This window comes from Ferruginibacter profundus (assembly GCF_054783275.1).
Window position 1 is genome coordinate 1715468 of the sequence record NZ_BAAGQW010000002.1, and the last position, 17224, is coordinate 1732691.

Annotated in this window: 15 protein-coding genes; 3 read left to right on the forward strand and 12 right to left on the reverse strand. The window is 38.7% G+C overall.

The features are described 5' to 3' along the window. Positions 1-12 precede the first annotated feature (12 nt). From ACYVM0_RS17365 to asnB, 10 genes are all read right to left on the reverse strand, one after another. Positions 13-1002, reverse strand: a complete 990-nt coding sequence (locus ACYVM0_RS17365; protein ID WP_460559003.1) for a glycosyltransferase family 2 protein — start codon at positions 1000-1002, stop codon at positions 13-15. 336 nt (positions 1003-1338) lie between these two features. Next, positions 1339-2142 carry a formyl transferase gene (locus ACYVM0_RS17370; RefSeq protein ID WP_460559005.1) on the reverse strand — a complete coding sequence of 268 codons (804 nt, stop codon included), beginning with the start codon at positions 2140-2142 and terminating at the stop codon, positions 1339-1341. After that, complete coding sequence (locus ACYVM0_RS17375) at positions 2139-3059, reverse strand: polysaccharide deacetylase family protein (RefSeq protein ID WP_460559007.1); 921 nt, start codon at positions 3057-3059, stop codon at positions 2139-2141. The genes ACYVM0_RS17370 and ACYVM0_RS17375 overlap by 4 nt, the downstream gene beginning before the upstream one ends. 66 nt (positions 3060-3125) lie before the next feature. Continuing rightward, positions 3126-4286: a UDP-galactopyranose/dTDP-fucopyranose mutase family protein gene (gene glf, locus ACYVM0_RS17380; RefSeq protein ID WP_460559009.1), complete on the reverse strand. Its 1161-nt coding sequence runs from the start codon at positions 4284-4286 to the stop codon at positions 3126-3128. A gap of 31 nt (positions 4287-4317) precedes the next feature. Then, the gene (locus tag ACYVM0_RS17385; protein ID WP_460559011.1) at positions 4318-5553 is read right to left on the reverse strand and encodes a glycosyltransferase family protein; all 1236 of its coding nucleotides are present in this window, start codon (positions 5551-5553) and stop codon (positions 4318-4320) included. A gap of 3 nt (positions 5554-5556) precedes the next feature. After that, the gene (locus ACYVM0_RS17390; protein WP_460559013.1) at positions 5557-6636 is read right to left on the reverse strand and encodes a glycosyltransferase family protein; all 1080 of its coding nucleotides are present in this window, start codon (positions 6634-6636) and stop codon (positions 5557-5559) included. Between the two features lie 30 nt (positions 6637-6666). Beyond that, positions 6667-7431, reverse strand: a complete 765-nt coding sequence (locus ACYVM0_RS17395; RefSeq protein ID WP_460559015.1) for an FkbM family methyltransferase — start codon at positions 7429-7431, stop codon at positions 6667-6669. A 122-nt stretch (positions 7432-7553) separates the two neighbouring features. Continuing rightward, positions 7554-8474 carry a glycosyltransferase family 2 protein gene (locus tag ACYVM0_RS17400; RefSeq protein ID WP_460559017.1) on the reverse strand — a complete coding sequence of 307 codons (921 nt, stop codon included), beginning with the start codon at positions 8472-8474 and terminating at the stop codon, positions 7554-7556. 23 nt (positions 8475-8497) lie between these two features. Then, positions 8498-9802 carry a lipopolysaccharide biosynthesis protein gene (locus ACYVM0_RS17405; RefSeq protein WP_460559019.1) on the reverse strand — a complete coding sequence of 435 codons (1305 nt, stop codon included), beginning with the start codon at positions 9800-9802 and terminating at the stop codon, positions 8498-8500. Positions 9803-9844: 42 nt separating this feature from the next. Beyond that, positions 9845-11755 carry an asparagine synthetase B family protein gene (asnB, locus tag ACYVM0_RS17410; protein ID WP_460559021.1) on the reverse strand — a complete coding sequence of 637 codons (1911 nt, stop codon included), beginning with the start codon at positions 11753-11755 and terminating at the stop codon, positions 9845-9847. A 138-nt stretch (positions 11756-11893) separates the two neighbouring features. Between asnB and ACYVM0_RS17415 the strand changes: the two genes are divergently transcribed. From ACYVM0_RS17415 to ACYVM0_RS17425, 3 genes are read left to right on the forward strand one after another with little or no spacing between them, the layout of a single operon-like run. Next, a complete protein-coding gene (locus tag ACYVM0_RS17415) occupies positions 11894-12871 on the forward strand; it encodes a polysaccharide deacetylase family protein (RefSeq protein WP_460559023.1) in 978 nt (325 codons plus the stop codon). 51 nt (positions 12872-12922) lie between these two features. After that, a complete protein-coding gene (locus tag ACYVM0_RS17420; RefSeq protein ID WP_460559025.1) occupies positions 12923-13681 on the forward strand; it encodes a formyl transferase in 759 nt (252 codons plus the stop codon). A gap of 38 nt (positions 13682-13719) precedes the next feature. After that, entirely contained in the window at positions 13720-15075 is a 1356-nt protein-coding gene (locus ACYVM0_RS17425; protein ID WP_460559027.1) for a hypothetical protein, read from the forward strand. Here ACYVM0_RS17425 and ACYVM0_RS17430 read toward each other — a convergent pair. Together ACYVM0_RS17430 and ACYVM0_RS17435 are read right to left on the reverse strand one after the other, a co-directional pair. Next, entirely contained in the window at positions 15072-16220 is a 1149-nt protein-coding gene (locus tag ACYVM0_RS17430; protein WP_460559029.1) for a glycosyltransferase family 4 protein, read from the reverse strand. The genes ACYVM0_RS17425 and ACYVM0_RS17430 overlap by 4 nt on opposite strands. After that, positions 16221-17186, reverse strand: coding sequence for a Rossmann-fold NAD(P)-binding domain-containing protein (locus tag ACYVM0_RS17435; RefSeq protein ID WP_460559031.1), 966 nt, complete (start codon positions 17184-17186; stop codon positions 16221-16223). Positions 17187-17224 lie beyond the last annotated feature (38 nt).

A 17224-nucleotide genomic window follows, 5' to 3' on the forward strand; every position in this document is an offset into this window, starting at 1 on the left:
AGGGTTTAATTCTTACCTGGTCTGCATTTTCTTCACCATACCTGATGGCGTAAATAACATCGACCAAATATTTTTTACAGTGTGTACAAAATTGCTGTTAGTATTTTCTGCTTTAATTTTTAGTTTATCCAGGATAAATGCAGGCGTAGCATTAAAATTATTAGCTACTGCATCTGTTGCCGGCCAAAAAATAAAACTTAGTTTTTTTAACTTATCGGTTTTCTGAAATACCAGAACGATACCTGCCAATGCTGCTAAAAAGCAACCGTAGTTAATGGAGGCAATGATCTTATTACTAAATTTAGCTTTGTGAATGTGCAGGCGGTTACGGATATAGAAATACATTTTCCATGCAGTTTTATAATCCCAGTCCTGCTTAAACGAAAATGTTGCTGCGGGATGGTAGTGTATGCTACCGGCAACAGTACAAACCGGAATATTATTTCTCTTTACTATCCTGTAATAGTATTCTGTTTCGTCGCCCCATAAAAAAAACTGTGCTTTGGGTACGCCTACTCTTTCTACAATACGGCGGTTAATAAATGTGCCGTTAAAAGGATGGCCGATGCCTTCAATAATATTACCTGGTACTTCATCTAAAGTTTTATGACCACCTGTATTCCATACAAAAGATTTTTTATCATCCTTATTAATTACAGCACAGTTTAATAATGTTAAGTCGTTACACTCTACTGCCAGTAATTGTTCCAGGGCATCTTCCTTTGGTGCTCCATCATCATCCATACACCATATCCATTCATAGCCTTTTTTATAGCCTGCCTGTATAGCGGTACTAAAACCTCCTGCGCCGCCAATATTTTTCTGGTTGATTGTGATAACATCTGTTTGTTGCTGCAGCCATTGCTCGGTATTATCCGTGCTGCCATTATTTACAACAAGTATGGCATCGGGTTTACGGGTTTGATTACGTAGTGCGTTGATGCATTCAGATAGTAGTGCCTGCCGGTTGTAGGTTACAACCACTGCAATTACCTTTTCCATAGGTGGTAATTTGGTTTTAAATAGATTTGGACAGTACTATAACGGCACTTAAAATCGATTATTGTACGGGCGTTAAAAAAAACATAATACGCTGATTAGCAAATCCATTTATACGCAAAAAGAGGTAGCCGGATAGTTGTTTTACTACGTGTTTTTACCATAAAAAGACTACGCATTTTTTTGCTTAAAGCTACACGCCGGACCAGTGTATATGAGTAAGGAAGCCATTTTTTACAGGAGCATACCTGGTGATTGCTGTAATAACAACGATATTTAAAACATGGAATTGAGGAGTAGAAAATAAAATTTAAGAATGAACACAGCGGCAGGTAAAGTTTACAGTGGTACAGTTTTTAACGCAGCCTGTGCTTTTTTGTAATCTTCGCTATTGACCATTTTATTAAACTGCTTAAAATTATTTTGCAGGTTAAACCTTTCTTTCAATGTCCATTGCCTGGTATAGTAGGTAGTACCTGCGGCAATATCGCCTTGCCTAACATTCGGCCTCTTACCTTCAATTAATTTTTCCACCGCTCTTACATACAGGTTGTGCCCGTGTTCCATTACTTTGATATGCACCTCCAGTAGACTCTCTGTACCATTAAATTGAGTGGTTTCTGTAGTGATGATATTGCCGGTATCGATGCCCTTATCTATCCACATAATAGTGTTGCCAATCATGGGCAACTGGTTGGTGGCAATGCACCAGTTGGTACAGTTGGGGCCGCCTTTTATATAAGGTGATAAACCGGTATGCAAATTTAAAATACCTATCGAGGGACTTAATCCTAATAATTTTTCTTTTACCAGCCTTGTGCCGGAAACAATAATAATATCGGGATCAATTTCTTTGGTAAAATTATAAGCTGCATCAGAGTTGATATTTTCAACTTCTATGATTGATGCCGCAGGATATTCTTTGTATTGTTTTTCATATTGCCCCAGCATACCAAACCAGGCATTGGTGATCTGCGGTAAAAAGAGTTTATCAATTATTTTTTCGTAGATTTTTTTAATGGTTATCTTTCGCTGCCCTTTTCTTTTTTCAATAATGATTCCCGATACGCCAAACCTGGCGGCCATTTTATTGGCTAATGCTTTTTGATTGGACTGACCGTCCATCCACATTACAATTTTCATCGGTAGTGTATTATTTTTTTTATCTTTTCTAAAATATGGGTGATCCGCAAAACATTTTTCCACCAGGGTTCATTGTTCAATGATATTCTTGGTATCTCAAAAATATCATCTTTAGCAGGATCGTACATATCCTGCTTTACTGCAAGGCCCATCGTATACCCGGCAGCTTTACTCATTTTTATAGTGTTGGCATTATAACTTCCACCGGGATAAGATATGGTAACAGGAAAATGCCCCAGCTTTTGTTCTATCACTTTTGCGGAGTGTAATAATTCATGTTGTAATTCGGCTTCATCAGTAACAGTTGCCAGCATACAATGCGTAGTGGTATGCGATCCTATGTAGTGGCCTTTGTTTTTAAGCACTTTCAGGTCATCCCAGCTCATCATCAATGGCGGAATAGTAATATCGGTACAGGTATCCACTACCCGTTGCATTACTGCAACTCTTTGTGCATTAGGAATTGTTTTTAAAAACGGCACCAGTTTTCTTTCGTAGGCAAGCCTGCTTTCTTCTGTGTCTAATGATGTAACCCTGTATTCTGCCGGCAAAAAATCAAAATCAATATTTATTTTTTTGATGGCGGTAAACTGAAAACAGTATTCGAAAATATGTGTCCAGGTTGGCATATTATTTTCAATACAATCAATCACTACATAAAAAGATGCCTTGCAATTATATTTATCCAGTATGGGAGCGGCGTAAACAATATTGTCTTTGTAACCATCATCAAAACTGATAGTAGCCAGTTTTTTTTTGCCTTGTTGTATTTTTCCTGCAACAATATCTTCCAGTAACACCACCTGGTAATGCGCCGAAATATACCGGATGCATTTGTCAAACATCGGCACATCCATCGGGTCCCAGAGTTTATCTCTTTCAGGACTAACCCGGTGAAACAGAAAATTTCTTATCATGTTGCAGGTGCTTTGAAATCAGTTTTTACGGCTGTTTAACTTGTCATTACTCAGCTTAATCAATATTTAATTTTCTACATTAGGAAAAGCGGTAAGCACTGCTGCTCCTGCCTCTGCCTTTATAAACAGCTTTGCATACTCCAGCGCTTCGCCAATTACATGATGCATATCCATATACCTGTAAGTAGCCAGCCTGCCTAAAAAAGATATTTTTTGTTCCTTTTCTGCATCGCTGCGGTATTGCAGTAATAGTGCTTTATCGTTGGTAAGGCGCTTGGGATAATAAGGCACATCTGTGGCTTCCGTTTCTTTGCTGAATTCTTTAAAATATACTGTTTGTTCATGTTTTTCCCAGGGCGCAAAATGTTTGTGTTCATGCACACGGGTGTAAGGCACATCATCATCGCAATAATTAATCACTGCATTTCCCTGGTGGTCTCCCTGTGCCACATGCTTTTCAAAAGTTACAGTGCGGTAGCCCAGCTTGCCATATTTATATTCATAAAAAGCATCAATGGGACCGGTATAAAAAATATGATCGTAATTGTTTAACAGCTCTTTACTGAACTGAAATTTTTTATTGAGCGTTACTGTTATCGTAGCATGGTCTAAAAGTTTTTCAACTAATTCAGTATAACCATTTACAGGAATTCCCTGGTAAGGATTGTTGTAATAATTATCATCGTAGTTAAAACGTACCGGTAATCTTTTTAAAATAGAAGCCGGTAATTCTGATGGTTCGCAACCCCATTGCTTTTTAGTATAGCCATAAAAAAAAGCTTTATACAGGTCTTTACCAATAAATTTTAATGCCTGCTCTTCAAAAGATTGTGGTTCGCCAATACTGGTATCGGCCTGTGTGGCTATAAAATCTTTTGCTTCATCAGGGCCAAACGATTGATTAAAAAACTGGTTGATGGTATGCAGGTTAACCGGCAGCGAATAAATGCTGCCTTTGTATTTTGCTTTTACACGATTGATAAAGGGCTTAAACTCCACAAAGCTGTTCACAAAATCCCATATCTCTTTTTTATCGGTATTAAAAATATGCGGCCCGTATTCATGCACCATTACCCCGGTTGCAGCATCACGTTTGGTGTGGCAGTTGCCGCCGATATGATCTCTTTCGTCCCAGATATCAATATGGCAATCCAAACTATTGCTTAGCTGGTTGGCCAGCACCGCACCGGAAAAACCAGCCCCGACAATTAAATATTTTTTACTCATGATTAACCAAATTTATATTCGAACAACAGTATTACGCTAACACTTTTTCATACACTTGTGCGTAAACCTGTACCGTTTTTTCAAGATTATAAAATTCTTCTGCACCTGCTCTTATTTTACCTGAATCAAATGCTGTTGCAGGGTCGGCCATTTTATCGGCTATAGCATTCATTTCATCCGGTGTAAAATTATCCAGCACAAAACCTCCGTTGTATTTTTCTATAATTTCTTTTACATCGCCTACACCACTGTTGGCAATTACAGGAATACCCATGGCCATTATTTCGCCATGCTTGGTAGGCGATGAAGATAATTTAGAATAACAGGCTTTAATAAAAAATAAAGAATAAGTACTGAAAGATAATAACACCGGTACTTCGTGGCGCTTGCCAAATTTTACTATTATTTTTTCTGCCGGTATACCAAATTCATTGGCGGCATTAATGATATCCTCGTGATTATTATTAGAGATGAATAAGAATTTTGCTTCCGGTTTTTTTTGCAGCAGCACTTTACAAAACTGCAGCATTTCTTTGGTTAAATACCAGCCACCAATAGAACCCAGGTAGCTTACAATAAAGTCATTATCTGCAATGCCCAGTTCTTTTTTAAAGTTGGCTTTAAGTGTTACGTCAATGGCTGCCGGGTTAAACAGGTCAAGATCAACACTGCAAGGCACCACATCTACTTTTACCGGTTGCGGTACATTTTTCCATTTTAAAATTTCTTCTTTGCCCCTGTAGGTAAGGCAGGTATTATAATCTGCCACTCTCACACAGTCATCTTCTTTACTCCTGAAAAAATTATACACTGTTTTGTACAAAGGATTTTTTAAATTCCACATGCCGCCATCCACACGTTCATCGGCCCAAAAGCCACGGATATCATTCATGAATTTTATGCCCAGCTTTTTCTTCAGATACAAAGCCACTAATTGCGGCAGCCCCGGCCGGGTATGCACCATATCAAAAGGGCGGATGCGATGTAATTTTCTTGCCGTTTGTTTCAGCTTTATATAATCATATACCGATGATAATACCGGCGGATTTTTATGATAAGGAATGGAAGTCCATTGAATACCATAAGGCGCCATCAGTTTTTCCACGTAGGTTTTGTTGGCCGCATATTTCTGCGGTTTATCGCAACTTAAAATGGTAAACTCATACCCTTGTTTTGTAAGGCCGGCCAGGTAAGGGATCACCTGGCTTTGCCCCAGGGGATCTGTCATGCCATCGTAAGAAATAAATAGTACATGCTTTTTACTCACCGCTTAGTTGTTTAGTGCTTCCGTATAAATTTTACGCAAGTTGCTGATATTATGTGTTAATGTAAAATTCTGAAGTACTCTTTCTTTGGCTGCTACTGCCATTGCATGCAGCCTGTTGCTGTCGGCAGCCAATGTTTTTAATTGATTTACAAAATCATCGGTGTTTGCCAGATCAAAATAACAGGCCGTATCCTCACACTGTTCTTTAAAAGATTTGATATTGCTCAGCAATAATGGAATACTCATTGCCATAGCTTCCAGCACACCCAGCGAAAAACCTTCAAAAGTAGAAGACATGGTAAACAGGTCGTAGCCGGGTATAATGGTTTCCACATTACTTACAATACCCTTTAATACCACATTGGCCCCGGTTTCCTGTATGCGTTGTTCCAGCAATTGTTTTTTATCGCCTTCGCCATAAATATGCAATTCAAAAGGTTCGCCTTTAAGTTTTGCAAATGCTTCTACAAGGTACCGGTGATTTTTTTGTTCTCTTAATGCACCTACAGATATCAGCCTGAACATGGCAGGCGGTGTTGTTGCAATGGGTTTGGCAACAGCATTAAAGCGGGCTATATCTACAAATGTGTACAGCACATAGGTTTTATAAGGCTTTATTTTTAAAAAAGAAAAATATTCATCCATAGCGCCTTTGGCTACCACAATGATGATGCTTTTTCTGAAACGGTAAGTGAGTTTATCGATCAGGCGCACATGCCAATTCTTATATTCTACCGAAGAGGCAATAAACGCATGAATGGTTGTAATTAAAGGTATGCGCCGGGGAACCGACAAGCGGCCGATAGCAGTAGGCCAGAAAAGATGCGTATGCACCAGGTCGGGCTTTTCAGTTGCAATAAGTTTTTTAAATCTTATTATGGCTAAAGGCAGTTGGTATAGTGATTTAAGATTTAGGCAGATGAGTTTATCACATTGTAACTCGGGACCAAAGCGATTGGCAGGAAAAAGAGTAACCACCACATGTTCATATTCCGTTAATTCCTTAATCACCCTCACCATCATGGTTTCGGCGCCACCACGGGTAAGGTCGTAAATAAAATGAACAATTTTTTTTTTCACCATCAGATTTTGAAGAAAGAAAATGGTATACGCTTATAACGGCAACAGGTGCAGGTCAATCATTTCTGTGTTAGCACAAAACTCCTCCCTGGAAATAGGTTTGTTGTTATAAGAAATACTATAATTCAGTTTCAGTATATAATCATAAATATCTTCTACCCTATCGCCTTTTGCTTTAATGGGTATAGGATGAATAGCCAGTATACAAGCCGGCTTTTGAGTGGTAAACGTGTTGGTACCGCCACGCAAGGCATCGTACTCTGCACCTTCCACATCAATTTTTATAAAACTTACATTGGTTATTTTTTTTGCTGCCACAAAATTATCAATCGTGGTCATATCCACTTCAATACCGGTAAGTTTCCTGTCGTCTTTATAAGAAACAAGGCTGTTGCTGTTATCAATTTTATCATCCGATACAAAGAAAGTGATCTTCCCTTCCTGGTTAGACATGGCTTTTTGCACCGGTTCAATTACAGCTTCTTTGCTATTGATACGGATCGTTTTTTTCAAAAACTCTGTAGTGGATGGTGATGGTTCAAATGAAAATATTTTTCCTTTATCGCCGGTAACTTCCGAAGCAATAACGGAGAATAAACCAATATGAGCACCGATATCCAGTACGGTACTGCCGGGTTTTGCCTCTGCTGTTAAAAAAGAAAAATTTTCTTTTTCGTAATCCGAAGGAAAGTAATTGATAAAGCGGGTGGGTATTTTAACCGAATAGCCGTTGAATTTTTTTCTTAATCCTGTGCCAAGCGTAAATAGGTCAATAATCCTGTAAACAAGTTCTTTCATCAGATGGAGGCTATTTTAATGGTTTAAAAGAAGAATTTAAAGTTATGCTAAACGTAATAAAAAATGCAAAAATTGTATCGGCAAATAAATAATGTGGTATTGTTAAGCACCCGAACGGGCTATTATTTTACCAAATACCTCAGGTAATGTTTTGCTGCAAACTTAAGCCTGTAGCCAATGGAATGCATGCTGACATAATAACGCCTTACACCTTCATGCAAAGCAAGCGGAATGGCAGCCACCTCAATATGGTCAGCCAGGGCTTCTTTTTGGGTAAACCTGTCATCGGGCAAACAATTAGTACCGCTGCCATCGTGGCCAATATTATCCACCAAAGATTTTTTGGGGTATAAACAAAGCCCGTCATGTAAAAAAACGATGGAGTGCCAGATGGTATTCCAGCTGAATTGTTTTTTGGCAACTGCTTTCAGTCCCCAGTAAAATTCAAAAGTGCCATCCATATTCAATTTTTTGATATTGCCCTTGGCAGTAATGGCTTTTCTTACGGCCAGTGCATCAGTGGTATATTTATCCCAGGCTCTTTTCCAGGTACCCCAGCCCCAGGTGGTGGTATGATAATAAAAATAAGTGGAGGCTTCTACTTTATCAACTGCAGGTTGCAGGTCGGGCCTGGTATATGCACTCACATGCATCACCTGCGGCGTGTTTTCGTAAAAATCCAGGGCATCATTCATGTAGGTTAAAAAGCCGGGCGACAAAATACCATCATCTTCCAATGCAATGATCTTTCCGTATTCACTCACAATTTTTGTAATGCCTTCAATATTGGCTTTAAACATTCCCTTATTAACTTCAGAAGCCATAATATGTACTTCCTTACACCATTTTTTTTCTGCTACTACTTCCCGTACCGCTGCTATGGCGGCTTTGGTTTCTTCGCTGGCGCCGGTTTTGGGGCCATCAACAAATATCCATAATACAGATTCATCAGCAAGTACATTCTTGCTTAATGATTCCAGTGCAAGCCGGGTATGTTCGGGCCTGTTGTAGGCAAAAAATGCAATGGGGGCCAGTTGTCGCATAAGATAAACCAGGTTATTGTAATTTATACCGCTACAGCGGGTGTTATTTTTTTAGTCAATGTATCCTTAATTATTTTTTGCGCAAAAATAATAATGAGCAAACTGAAAATGATGGTATTGATAAGGCTTGCCAGCGCATCACCCAAAATAAGAAAATTTTTCACCATTATAATATTCACGGTAATAGAACAGGCCAGTGAAATAAGCGTAACAGTAAGTATCTTTCTTTTTTGTTTGTGGTATAATAAAAAGAGAAATAAAAAATAATTCAATCCCCAGATGTATGATGCCAGCGCTACCAGGAAAAAATATTTTATGCCCGACAGGTACACTTTATCAATTAAAAAATAGTAAGCAAATAAAACCACCAGTATGCAGGCTACAGATAAACCGGTAAGCATCATAAAATACCTGAAGAAATCTCTTTTGGCAGTTTGTATAGTAGCTTCCCCTTTGCTGATGGATTTATATAATTGCGGCTGGGCATACAATAAAATACTTTGCGAAACAACACCTATCATGGTACCAAACACACAGGCTATGGAGTAAATGCCCAGCTGGTATTTATCTACATTGTAAATGGCCAGGAATAATTTATTGGAAGTGCCCAGCATAAACACACAGAGCTGAAAAGCAAAAATGGGTACACCAAATTTGAGTTCATCTATCAGTTGTGTTTTTTTAAAATGAAAACTGATGTATTTGTTTTTAATATAGTAGGCTACTGCAATTAAATTAACCACAATCAGCGAAGCAGCAATACCCCATATCCTGCCCATCCAGCCGGTAAGAAAAAAAACGATGAGCACCACAGATACGGCATACTCAATAATTGATTTGGAAATGCCCATTATAGCAAAACGCTTTACTTCATTACGGTTTCGTATCAGTGCAAACAATTGCTCACCTGAAAATATAAGGAAAGCCAGGCCGGGAAGAATAAAAACAAATGAAGTGGGAAACTGGAATTTCTGCTGCAGCATGTCCCTGAAAATAAACAGCAATATAGCCGCTATTGCTGCCATTAAAAATGAGATGATAAAACTGCTGGTGAAAGAAGCGGCAAAATCACTTTCTGACTTTTTGTAAAAATCTGCTGTGCACGACTGTATCATGCCTAAAGAAACAAATGGCGCCAGCAGGATCATATTGCTGGAAAACAAACTTAATAAACCATTATCAGTAGGTGATAAATAAAGCGGGTTGGTAAACAGCGGTATCAGCAGAAAAGAAATACCCTTGGAAAAAAAATTGGTAAATATGTACGTGCCCACTGATTTGAAAGCCGGATTTTTTAATCCCTCTCTTACCTGGCTGGTGATTGACATATTTACCTTAATGAGTTAGTTTTAGGAAAAGGCCCGATGCTTTTAGTTATTGTTCATCCACTTATCGTACCACATCTGAAACATCAGCAGGTACCATATCTTCTCCGCTCTTTCTATTTTGCCCTGGTAAAACGACTTTTTAATGCGTTGTATTATGTCGTTGTTAAAAATATTCTGTTTTTGGATGAAGGTTTCGTCAAAATACCTGTCTACAAAGGGTTTCAGGTCGTTCTGCAACCAGGCTGAAATAGGAATACCAAAACCCATTTTGGGGCGGTCCATCATTTCTTTAGGAATGTACTGATGCACAATTTCTTTAATGATGAATTTTTTATTGCCATTGTTGTACTTGTATTCCATGGGCAATTGTGCTGCCCATTCAATCACCCGGTGGTCTAAAAAAGGCTCCCTGCCTTCAAGGCTTACGCACATGCCGGCACGGTCTACTTTTTGTAAAATATCATCCAGTAAATATGTTTGATAATCGATGGCCATCATGTAAGACAATATAGAGTAATTGTCTTTTTTCAATTCCGTACTATCAAAGGCTGTTGCCAGCTGGTGAATATTACCTTTGAATAATTCTGCCACAGCACCATCATCCATTTGCTGTGTTAAACTCATCAGGATGTTTTTTTCTGATGGATTTTTCAGCAACATCTTCAGTTTTTCGTAACGGCTGTGGAATAAATATTTTTTATTCATCACCGGGATGGAGTTAGCCGGTACCACATTCATTATACCGGCCGCAGTTTTACGAAATAAGCCGGGAATAGCCTGTATTTTTTTACCGTACTTCAGCACATAATCATAGCGGTTGTAACCTGCAAAAATTTCATCGCCTGCATCGGCAGATAAGGCCACGGTTACTTTTTCTCTTGCAATTTTACTTACCAGCGTGGTGGGTATGGCACTACTGTCTGCAAAAGGTTCATCATAAAAAAATGGCAGCTGCGGTACAATTTCCAGCGCTTCTTTTTCGGTACAATAATATTCTGTATGATCGGTACCTAAGTGGTTGGCAATTTCTTTTGCAAAAGGTGCCTCATTCATACCGGCATCGGGTACACCAATGGTAAAGGTTTTAATTTTTTCAGTATTGTTTTTTTGCAGCAATGCCGTTACACAACTGCTATCGTAACCACCACTTAAAAATACACCCACCGGCACATCACTCACCATGCGGTATTGAAAAGCACTGGTCAGCAATTTTTCCGTTTCGGTAATAGCATCGGGTAAACTTATTTTTAAAGTAGGTTTATTATAGGCATCGTATACATTCCAGTATTGCTGTGTGCGTAAACTTCCTGCAGGCACATCCATTTCTAAAAAATGGCCGGGTTTTAATTTATGGGTATTGGTAAAAATACAATGCGGTGTGGGTACATAACCATATTGCATAAAGGCAGCTGCCGCATCAATATCAATCTGTTTTTCAAAGCCGGGGTGTTGCAACAGGGCCTTTAATTCGGAACCAAATAATAAGAGCCCATCTTTCCAGTAATAAAAAAATGGTTTTACACCGGCCCTGTCCCTGCAGGCAAATATTTTTTGTTTGGCCTCGTCGTAAATAACAAAGGCAAACATGCCTATGAATTTCTGCAATGCCGCACTGCCCCACTCAGCATAGGAATGCAGGATCACTTCCGTATCGCTATGGCTGTGAAACTGGTGGCCTTTAGCTTCCAGCTCCGTTTTAATTTCAGCATAATTATATACTTCGCCATTAAAAGTAATATGTAAGGCCTGGTAGGTTTGAGGCTGGCTGCCCCCTTCAGTTAAGTCTATGATACTTAAGCGCCTGTGGCCCAGCCCAATGGTAGCCGCATCAGTATTGTAAATACCATAGCCCTCTCCATCCGGACCCCGGTGCGCCATAATGCGGTTCATCTTTTCTAAGATCGTTCTGTCTGTTTTCTTATTAAAATCGGCAAAGCCTGAAATACCGCACATACTGAATATTTGATTGGGGGTTAACGTTGCAAAGGTAAGTGTAGTATACTTACAAACCTTTGCCCGGGATATTGTAATCCATTTAAAATAAAACAATTAATTTCACGCAAACTACAATTTCTTATTGCTTTACTTTTAATGGATACCATCAATAACGATAAAGGGCTGTTTATTATTTCTTTGGATTTTGAATTATTCTGGGGTGTATGGGATGTTACCACTAAGGAAAGGTATGGCAGCAATATATTGGGGGTAAAAGAGGTTATTCCCCAATTGATCAGCCTGTTTGACCGTTATGGTTTTAAAGCCACATTTGCTACCGTTGGTTTTTTATTTGCCAAAAACAAAAAAGAGTTACTGGCAGCTTTGCCCGATAACAAACCGGCTTACAGCAATGATAATTACAATGTTTACAGCAGGGAAATTGCGGCCGTAGGCAGTGATGAGGAGGAGGATCCTTATCATTTTGGGTACAGCCTGTTTCAGCAATTGCAACAAACCAGTCACGAGATCAGCACCCACACTTTTTCGCATTATTACTGCCTGGAAGAAGGGCAATGTGCCGAAGAATTTGAAGCGGATATTGTTGCCGCCAAAAATATTGCCGCGGCAAACGGCATTACTTTATACAGCATTGTTTTTCCCCGCAACCAGGTAAATGAAGAATACCTGGAGGTACTAAAAGATAATGGTATTACGGTGTACAGGGGCAATCCCACTTCATGGATATACAAACCCCGGAAATTTACTGCAGAAGTGCCGTTTATCAGGCTTTGCCGTTTGATGGATACTTATTTTCCGATCTCGGGGTATAATACCCATGTGATAAAAAAAGAAGAAGGACGCCCGGTTAATATACCTGCCAGCCGTTTTTTAAAACCTTATAATAAAAATTTAGCCTGGCTGGAAAAGATCAAGCTCAGCAGGATCATGAATGAAATGACCAGGGCTGCTATAAAAAAGGAAGCCTACCATTTATGGTGGCACCCACATAATTTCGGGGTAAATATTACCGAAAACATGGCCAACCTCACTGTTATATTAGACCACTATCAAACCCTGCATAAAAAGTATGGCTTTGCCAATTGCACCATGAAAGAAGCCGCAGGCTTATAGAAACCGAATGTGTAACTTTGCCGCCTGTGAATAATAATTTTTCCTCCCGTAATGCAAAATAAAAAAATAGTTTTCCTGGCATCTGATTGCGAATCTTCCAGGTGGGTATATAATGCCATTGCACAAGATTTTTTACTCGACGCAGCCATTATAGAACAGCCGGTTTCTAAAAAACTGCTGTTTAAAAACCGGGTTAAAAGAATTGGCATATTAAAGGTGTTGGGCCAGGCAATGTTCTCTGTACTGGTTGTTCCCTGGTTAAGAAAAAAAGCTGCCGTTCGAAAAGCAGCTTTAACAGAAGCATATCATTTGAGCAATGCCCGCTTTAACAGTACGCATACTCATTATGTAACATCAGTAAACAGCGAGGACTGTCAGAAACTATTACACTCATTACAACCTGATATAGTAATTGTAAACGGCACACGGATCATTGGTAAAAAAACTTTGCAAAGCACGGGTGCCACTTTTATCAATATGCACGTGGGCATTACACCCTGGTACAGGGGCAGCCATGGCGGCTATTGGGCTTTGTACAATAATGATGTTGAAAACTTTGGCACTACTATTCATTTGGTAGATACTGGTGTGGATACCGGTGGTGTATTAAAACAGGTTTTTGCCAAACCAACTAAAGCGGATAATTTTACGACTTACCCTGTAATACAGGTGGGGGAAGGAATAGCTGCGTTAAAAAGCATATTACCCCAGGTAATTAACGAAACATATCAGGTAAAACAGCACACTGAAAAAGGATTTATGTATTACCAGCCAACAATACTGGAATACATAAAAGGTAAAATAAGATGAGGCCTGTTTACTATAATTATTTTATAACTAATTAACGAATGGCATATATTACTTTTTTTGACTACGTCCTGTTGCCAATCTACCTTTTTTTTCTGTATTATATCATTAAGTTAAAAGCAATAAAATACAGGGATACCGATCTGCACAAATATTTCATCACGGGTTTCTGGATACATATGTCGGGCAGTTTTTTATATGCCATGGTAATACAGTATTATTATGGATATGGCGATTCGTTTGGCTTTTACCAGGGCGCCCAGGTGGTAAGAAAAATGATTGCCGGCGAAGGGAATCCGATAACAACTTTTTTCTTAGATCCGGACGGATTTTCCAAAATTTATAAATCTTCCGGAGACGACAGCTTGTATATCCAGGCAGGACTTTCAAACAGCGCTTCGTTAATGGTATATAAAATAGCAACATTATTTTCGTACCTCTCCTTTAACAGTTACCTTATTATTTCATTATTTTTCGGGCTCATTTCTTTTGCCGGTGTGTGGCGTCTTTTTTGTACGTTCAGGGAACTCTTGCAAAAGCAATTTGAAAAAAAACTTGCCTACGCAGTACTATTTTTGCCCTCTGTATGTTTTTGGGGAAGCGGTTTAATGAAAGATTCTCTTTGCCTTGGTATGGTAGGTTTTATTTTTAGTGCAGGGTACAGCTTATTTGCAAAAAAAAAATATTCTTTGGGTAATATCCTTGTATTGGTAGCCTGCCTGTATATACTATTTGTAATTAAAAGTTATATCGCATCTGCGTTGTTACTGGCTGCAGCTCTTACTTACATGATAGGCATCATTTTAAAAAGCAGGGGTAATATCATCAAACTTGCCTTTGTACTTTTCATCCTTGCAGTTAGTGTGGTATTTCTTTCCTTTAGTGTTTCTTCATCTATCGAATCGGTAATTGAAGAATCTAAAAGCCAGATTGAAACATTTAAAACCAGTTATGAAAATTACAGTGACGATGAGGGTACGGCCGGGTTTAAAGATGCCGATTTTGACTTTACAATTGGAGGCATCATTCTAAGAACACCTGTAAAAGTCACCTCTACCTTATTCAGGCCATTTGTATGGGAAACCCGAAAGCCAATAGTGTTATTATCTGCTTTAGAATCTTTGTTAATGCTGGTGGCTCTTTTGTATGTACTGATAAAAACAAAATTCTTTCGTTTCTTTTATTACGTTGCCATTAACCCGGAGATATTCTTTTCTTTTGTTTTTGTAATGTTACTGGCTGCTATAGTTGGTTTTACAACTTTTAATTTTGGTACCCTGGTAAGGTATCGTTTACCAATTATGCCTTTTTATTTTTTCATGTTGTTAGCCGTTTACAGAAAGCATCAGCAAAGGAATGCAGAAACGACCACTGCGGTGATAATAGAAAAAACTTAGTCTGTTGGCAATAATTTTCTATACAGTTGAACCGTTTCAGTTGCCATTTTTTTCCACGAAAATAATTCCAATTGTTTTGTTCCCTTCATTACCAGTTCTGGCCCGATAGAAGGTTCTGTATAAAATTTTACAATAGCCACCGCAATATCAGCAGTATCGGCAGGATTAAAATACAGGGCTGCAGGCCCGGCAATCTCCGGTAACGAAGTAGTATTGGAACACAGCAATGGCTTTTTAAAATAAAAAGCTTCCAAAACCGGAATACCAAAGCCCTCTGAAAGCGAAGGAAAAATAAAAGCATCAGCATTTTTAAATAAATGTTCCAGCACAAATCCGGATACAAAACCGGTAAAATAAATACGCTCCCCTCCAGCATTTATTTCGCTTACAACGGCCTTATCAGTTTCATCCAGGTATGTTTCATTTCCCGTAATTACCAGCTTAATATCAGCCGGCAATTTTTTACAGGCTATATTAAATGCCTGCAGCAGGTTCTTCATATTCTTATGCAGCCTGGTGGTGCCGACATAAAAAAGATAATTTTTAAAGGTTGGCACAGTATCTCCTGTTTCTTTTTCTTCTGCATTGGCTTTAAGGTGTTCCCAGCCTTCGTATATAACACTGATCTTATTGCTGATTACATTATTCAGCTTATAATTATTCACCAGGTCTTGCCTGGTATATTCAGATACGGCAATTACTGCAGCCGACCTGTATAAAGCATTTTTTATTACCAGATTAAGAAAACGTTTGGCCATATTAAATGTCCACCATTTAGAATCGAGGTAATTTTTAAAGGTAATATCATGCACCGTGGCAAGGCCATTCTTTAAGCTCAGCGGATACTGGTTTGAAGTGCTGTGAAAAAGGTCAAATGTTCTTTTTTGTTGCCTTAAAAACCAGAACATATCCCACTCACGCCTGGGACCAATAGGGGCAATAGCTGCTTTAATTACCTTGAACTTTTTCTTATCCAATACATCCCATAATTCTTTTCTTTTTACGTTGGTATGTACCAGCACTAAAAAATCAAACCTTACAAAAGCCTCTTCGGGTAAATTATCAAGCAGGCTGATTATATATTGGGATAAACCATCTTTTTTTTCAACGATAGTAGTGGCATCAATTAAAATTCTTTTGCGCATTTAACTTAATATTTTATTTTTTGCTGCCATCCACGCTATAAAATTACTGAGCCCGGTTTTAATATCAGTTGATGGGCTGTAGTCAAGTAATTGCCGGGCAAGTTCAATATCGGCAAAGGTTATGTCCACATCACCGGGCTGCATTTCGGTATAACTTATATTTTTCTCTTTCCCCATTGCTTCGTAAATCATATTTACAAGGTCGTTAAGTTTTACCGGGCTGTTGTTCCCTAAATTAAGAGTACGGTAAACAGGATTATTTTTCAGGCAGTAGTCAAGGCTCTTTAAAATTCCCTGCACTGTATCATCAATATATGTATAGTCACGGGCTGTATCTCCGTTGCCAAATAAAACTATTTTTTCATCCTGTGCTATTTTTTTAATGAACTTGTGAATAGCAAGGTCGGGCCTTTGCCTGGGGCCGTAAACGGTAAAAAAACGGAGATTAATAATATCGAAATTATACAGGTGATGGTAATTGTAGTTTAATAATTCGCCCGCCTTTTTGGTAAAGGCATAAGGTGATATCGGATTGTCTACACTATCAGTTTCACTGAAAGGCGTTTTTTTATTGTTGCCATATACTGATGAAGATGAAGCAAATACCAGTTTGGTAATGGCATTATCTTTCATAAATTCCAGTATTTTTTCCGTACCAACAATGTTGGTATTAATATATCCTGCCGGATCTTCTATTGAAGGCCTTACACCCGCTTTTGCTGCCAGGTGAATAATGGCATCAATTTGCTGCCGGGGTACCTTTCCCATATCCACCGTAATATCAAATGGATAAAATGTAAAGTGTTCATGGCCTGTAAAAGATTCCAGATTTTTTACTTTTACAGCCTTGTCGTAAAACGGGTCAAAATTGTCGATACCAATTACACGATATCCCTGTTGCAATAATTTTTCGCAAACATGGCTGCCAATGAAGCCTGCACAACCTGTAACCAAAATTGTAAGCATGATAGTATACTTTTACCGGTTTATAAGCACTTAATAAT

Excerpts from the sequence above, each read along its gene's own strand:
- ACYVM0_RS17425 (WP_460559027.1), top strand. The coding sequence starts at position 13,720 with ATGGCATATATTACTTTTTTTGACTACGTCCTGTTGCCAATCTACCTT.
- asnB (WP_460559021.1), bottom strand. The coding sequence starts at position 11,755 with ATGTGCGGTATTTCAGGCTTTGCCGATTTTAATAAGAAAACAGACAGA.
- ACYVM0_RS17415 (WP_460559023.1), top strand. The coding sequence starts at position 11,894 with ATGGATACCATCAATAACGATAAAGGGCTGTTTATTATTTCTTTGGAT.
- ACYVM0_RS17435 (WP_460559031.1), bottom strand. The coding sequence starts at position 17,186 with ATGCTTACAATTTTGGTTACAGGTTGTGCAGGCTTCATTGGCAGCCAT.
- glf (WP_460559009.1), bottom strand. The coding sequence starts at position 4,286 with ATGAGTAAAAAATATTTAATTGTCGGGGCTGGTTTTTCCGGTGCGGTG.
- ACYVM0_RS17375 (WP_460559007.1), bottom strand. The coding sequence starts at position 3,059 with ATGATAAGAAATTTTCTGTTTCACCGGGTTAGTCCTGAAAGAGATAAA.
- ACYVM0_RS17370 (WP_460559005.1), bottom strand. The coding sequence starts at position 2,142 with ATGAAAATTGTAATGTGGATGGACGGTCAGTCCAATCAAAAAGCATTA.
- ACYVM0_RS17405 (WP_460559019.1), bottom strand. The coding sequence starts at position 9,802 with ATGTCAATCACCAGCCAGGTAAGAGAGGGATTAAAAAATCCGGCTTTC.
- ACYVM0_RS17395 (WP_460559015.1), bottom strand. The coding sequence starts at position 7,431 with ATGAAAGAACTTGTTTACAGGATTATTGACCTATTTACGCTTGGCACA.
- ACYVM0_RS17420 (WP_460559025.1), top strand. The coding sequence starts at position 12,923 with ATGCAAAATAAAAAAATAGTTTTCCTGGCATCTGATTGCGAATCTTCC.
- ACYVM0_RS17400 (WP_460559017.1), bottom strand. The coding sequence starts at position 8,474 with ATGCGACAACTGGCCCCCATTGCATTTTTTGCCTACAACAGGCCCGAA.
- ACYVM0_RS17430 (WP_460559029.1), bottom strand. The coding sequence starts at position 16,220 with ATGCGCAAAAGAATTTTAATTGATGCCACTACTATCGTTGAAAAAAAA.
- ACYVM0_RS17365 (WP_460559003.1), bottom strand. The coding sequence starts at position 1,002 with ATGGAAAAGGTAATTGCAGTGGTTGTAACCTACAACCGGCAGGCACTA.
- ACYVM0_RS17390 (WP_460559013.1), bottom strand. The coding sequence starts at position 6,636 with ATGGTGAAAAAAAAAATTGTTCATTTTATTTACGACCTTACCCGTGGT.